This is a genomic window from Chroococcidiopsis cubana SAG 39.79 (assembly GCF_003991895.1).
GTDB classification, from domain to species: Bacteria; Cyanobacteriota; Cyanobacteriia; order Cyanobacteriales; family Chroococcidiopsidaceae; genus Chroococcidiopsis; species Chroococcidiopsis thermalis.
In genome coordinates this window covers 1-3,927 of sequence record NZ_RSCK01000211.1, presented here as the reverse complement: position 1 = coordinate 3,927, position 3,927 = coordinate 1, and the positions used below count along the sequence as shown (strand labels likewise).

The following is a 3,927-nucleotide window of genomic DNA, read 5'->3' as shown; positions in this document are numbered from 1 at the left end:
GATTGTCAGCAATAGATTGTTTCTGGCATTTTCTACTCCTACAAATAGGTAAAGAAATAGGGGAGATAATCCACCCTATTTCTTCACCTACCTAATCCTACGGAAGGATGTGATTGAGTCGTTAGGAATGGTTCCAAGACCTATGTTAGGGTAACGTCCTGGTCCCAAATCGGCAGAAACACCCCGATATTGGGAATCTGTAAAAAATCTCCAAGTTCCCTGATTGATGACAATTGAAGTAACACGGTCGTTAACATCATTGCCCACATTTGGAGTGTCACTATTTGTTTCCACTAACTTTCTTCTGAAATTGCTGTCGTTATAGAGTTCTACAGCAGCCATTGTTTTTCTCCTTTGTGTATTGGGCAGATTTAGACAGAAGATGAGAGAGTGTTTGCATTCCTTCTATCTCCTTGTTTTATTTATCCCAAGTGTAAAGAGTTCCAATGCTCAACTTCTTTGGTGATTCTTACAATGATTTATCAAATTCTTCTGATGAAGGACGCACCTGTTTCGGTGTCATTCCCGTGAATCGCTGAAACTGTTGAGTTAAATGACTTTGACTGGAGAAACCCACTTGTAAGGCGATGTTGGCGATCTCCAAATCCGTTTTTGACAGCAGCAGTTTCGCCTGTTCCACTCGCTGTTTAATCACATATTGATGCGGAGAAATACCTGTAGCGCGTTTGAACAAACTAGCAAAATAAGTGGGGCTAATATTGATGACTTTGGCAATTTCAACCAGTGATAAATCTCGGTCAAGGTGAGTGTGAATATAGTCGATCGCTTGCTGCAATTGGTTACGAGTTAAGCTGCTATTTTGTGATGCAATGGTTGGCGCGATCGTAGAATAGTGTCGCAGCAGATGAATGACTAAAGCTTGAGTTAACGATTCGACATATAATCGCCCCATAATGCCGTTTGACTGTAACTCACCTAAAAGCAGCATTGCGATATGATGAAGCTGTAAATCTTGCCTACCAAAACAGTTCACGAGGTCGATCCGCTCCAAATTAATTTCGGATGCTTGGGCGACTTGTTCGAGCGACTCCGGTTTTAACCAAATATGCAACTGCTGCTGTTTAGGACGGTTAGTATCCCTTCTGGGGCTGCGCCAGGAACTCGGATATCCAGCAGGAACAAAGATGCTGTCTCCCTGTTGAAGGATTGATTCATGCTTTGCGTTGTCGCGTTTCTGGATCAAAGGGGCGGGGGAGCCTAGAGGTAAGATGAGCCGATGATCGGATAGAGCAGGACTTTTAGCTTCATTTGAAGTTGGAGAATATTGAAATTGTTCAACCAAGATGCCATTCCAACTCAATTGCCGACTGGACAGCACCAGCGTTTTAGTCGCTCGTTGCCTGAGTTCGAGCGGGTTAACAAGGTTCCGGATCGTAGATTGTGTTTTTGGCATTTGATTTAGTGCTATTCCTGAATTGGTGATGTTGCAAAAAATTCTATCTACTTCCAACTCGTTGCATCACATCAAAAACATCAGTACGCCAGTAACTCTTCATAGCTTGTTCTAGGATGTATGTGCAAACCACACGATCGACGATCGTGAACTGATGTATGTTACTTCTGGGCTAAATTTCTCTTTTCAGCAGAATGTCAGTTTTTGTAAGACTTCGTTACAAACTGTGAGTGTTGCCTAGAATGCGCTCTTCGTTAGTCGGACAATGACTTCGTTAACATCAACATCGTCCGGCTGGGACACCGCATACAAAACGGCTCTGGCGATCGCATCTGGAGTGAGTGCGGTTTTACGGATTTCCTTCATTAGGTCTAGTGCCACATCATCTGTAATTTCTGCGCCAAGTTGGGTTTCAACCACACCAGGAGAGATGGTGGTGACGCGAATATGCTTCGATTCTTGCCGCAGTCCTTCGGAGATTGCCCAAACTGCATATTTGGTGGCGCAATAAACAGCGGCAGTAGGCACTACCACATGTGCGCCGATAGACGCTGTATTGATAATATGTCCATTGCCTTGTGCCTCCATAATCGGCAAAGAAGCTGCAATGCCATTCAATACACCACGGATATTCACATCGATTGTCGTATCCCATTCCTCAACTTGCAAGTTCCTCAATGGGGACAGTGGCATCACACCTGCATTGTTGAAAATGACATCGACGCGATCGAACTTATCCTTGGCAAACCCAATGAAGGCTCTCACATCCTCGCGGTTGATGACATCTACAGCTTTAAATTCGGCTGTACCCCCTTGCTGGTGTATTTCCTTGACAATCTTTTCCAGCTTTTCGGTTCGCCTTGCCCCTAGAACAACATAAGCACCGTTTTGGGCAAGTAACTTGGCGGTAGCTTCTCCGATGCCACTACTGGCTCCAGTAATCGCAATGACTTTGTTTTCTACGTTGAACATGACTTTTCTCGCGATTGAAGTTGATTTGAGTTAGAGAGACTGACCACCAGAGACTTCGATTCTCTGTCCATTCACCCAGCGATTTTCTTCAGACAGCAACGCTGCAATCGCACCTCCAATATCATCCGGCTCACCCACTCGACCTAGAGCGGTTTGCGATGCGATGAAGCTGTTAATATCTGGATTGTCACGCACTGCACCACCCGAAAAATCAGTGGCGATCGCTCCTGGTGCGACTGTATTCACCGCAATTTGCCTGTGTCCCAATTCCTTTGCTAGATACCGAGTCAGAACCTCGATCGCTCCTTTGGCACTGGCATAAGCGGCATAGCCTGGATAGGTAAAACGGGCAAGACCAGACGAAAGATTAACAATACGTCCTCCGTCTTTAATGAAAGGAAGTAGTTTTTGAGTGAGGAAGAAAACCCCTTTCACATGAGTATTGAATAAGCGATCGAACTCGTCCTCAGTCGTTTGTGCAAAAGGTGCATGGATACCAATTCCAGCATTATTGACGAGAAAATCAAACTGCTCGGTTTGCCAAATATCCTGAAGGGATTGCTTGACTTGCGCCACAAACGTGTCAAAGGTTTTGATGTTGCCTGTATCGAGGTGCAGTGCCACAGCTTTACCACCCATTGCTTCGATTTGGGAGACAACGGATTTCGCTTCTGCCTCACTGTTGCGATACGTGATGATCGCATCAACTCCTTTTTTTACGAGTGCTAAAGCAGTACTTTTGCCCAATCCTCGACCCGATCCCGTAACTAAAGCGATTTTTGCTATGTCTTTCGTCATTGCCTTATCTTCTACAGTTACAATTGAGATGACTTCATCCTACGAATTGAATTGGGCTTTTCAAATGCCTAAACCTATTGGATGATTGCCTAATTCTCCAAAACAGAGATTGTCATAGGTTCTATAATCGTCAAGAGTAAGGCTGAGCGAGTCTTTATGACGATCGAAATCTCCAATTCTGACGTAATCGCAGATCGGTGCCAAGAACTGGCAACACTGGTGATGCGGCACACCGATGCCAACGGCAACATTATCCAACCAACCGCGATCGCGCCATTGGACTTGACGCGATCGGATGCTGTATCTACCGCACTTCATGGCGTATATCAGCCGATCCTGGCGATCGTCGTGCAAGGACAAAAAGAAGTGTTGCTGGATGAACAGAGGTATCAGTATGGCGCAGGGCAATATCTAGTCGTTTCGGTCGATCTACCACTGAGTAGCTTTGTAGCTCAGGCGACACCCGACCAGCCGTATTTAGGACTGAAACTAAACTTAGACCCGATGCAACTGTGCAATCTGGTTGTCCAAATGAGTCCTAGCTTGGGTAAGAAAGAGAACTCTGTTCGAGGCATATCGGTCAGCAACGTCGATGTTGAGGCGATCGAGTGTGCCTTTCGCCTGGTCAAGCTTTTAGATACGCCGCAGCATATCCCTATGCTGGCACCGCTGATAATTCGCGAACTCTATTACCGTCTGCTGATCGGCGAACAAGGTGAAGCCGTGCGCCAAATTGCCACATC

At 45.7% G+C, this 3,927-nt stretch carries 5 protein-coding genes; 1 reads left to right on the top strand and 4 read right to left on the bottom strand.

What is annotated here, in order from left to right:
• Nucleotides 1-87 precede the first annotated feature (87 nt).
• The 4 genes from DSM107010_RS37190 to DSM107010_RS37175 all read right to left on the bottom strand — a co-directional run bounded on the left by DSM107010_RS37190 (nucleotide 88) and on the right by DSM107010_RS37175 (nucleotide 3,184).
• Nucleotides 88-342 carry a beta/gamma crystallin-related protein gene (locus DSM107010_RS37190; protein ID WP_127025366.1) on the bottom strand — a complete coding sequence of 85 codons (255 nt, stop codon included), beginning with the start codon at nucleotides 340-342 and terminating at the stop codon, nucleotides 88-90.
• A 127-nt stretch (nucleotides 343-469) separates the two neighbouring features.
• Complete coding sequence (locus DSM107010_RS37185; RefSeq protein WP_127025364.1) at nucleotides 470-1,414, bottom strand: helix-turn-helix domain-containing protein; 945 nt, start codon at nucleotides 1,412-1,414, stop codon at nucleotides 470-472.
• Between the two features lie 237 nt (nucleotides 1,415-1,651).
• The gene (locus DSM107010_RS37180; protein ID WP_127025362.1) at nucleotides 1,652-2,386 is read right to left on the bottom strand and encodes an SDR family oxidoreductase; all 735 of its coding nucleotides are present in this window, start codon (nucleotides 2,384-2,386) and stop codon (nucleotides 1,652-1,654) included.
• Between the two features lie 30 nt (nucleotides 2,387-2,416).
• A complete protein-coding gene (locus DSM107010_RS37175) occupies nucleotides 2,417-3,184 on the bottom strand; it encodes an SDR family NAD(P)-dependent oxidoreductase (RefSeq protein WP_127025360.1) in 768 nt (255 codons plus the stop codon).
• A 156-nt stretch (nucleotides 3,185-3,340) separates the two neighbouring features.
• Here DSM107010_RS37175 and DSM107010_RS37170 point away from each other — a divergent pair.
• The coding region (locus DSM107010_RS37170) for an AraC family transcriptional regulator (RefSeq protein WP_148125952.1) at nucleotides 3,341-3,927 on the top strand (587 nt) is incomplete at its 3' end.

Excerpts from the sequence above, each read along its gene's own strand:
- DSM107010_RS37175 (WP_127025360.1), bottom strand. The coding sequence starts at position 3,184 with ATGACGAAAGACATAGCAAAAATCGCTTTAGTTACGGGATCGGGTCGA.
- DSM107010_RS37180 (WP_127025362.1), bottom strand. The coding sequence starts at position 2,386 with ATGTTCAACGTAGAAAACAAAGTCATTGCGATTACTGGAGCCAGTAGT.
- DSM107010_RS37190 (WP_127025366.1), bottom strand. The coding sequence starts at position 342 with ATGGCTGCTGTAGAACTCTATAACGACAGCAATTTCAGAAGAAAGTTA.
- DSM107010_RS37185 (WP_127025364.1), bottom strand. The coding sequence starts at position 1,414 with ATGCCAAAAACACAATCTACGATCCGGAACCTTGTTAACCCGCTCGAA.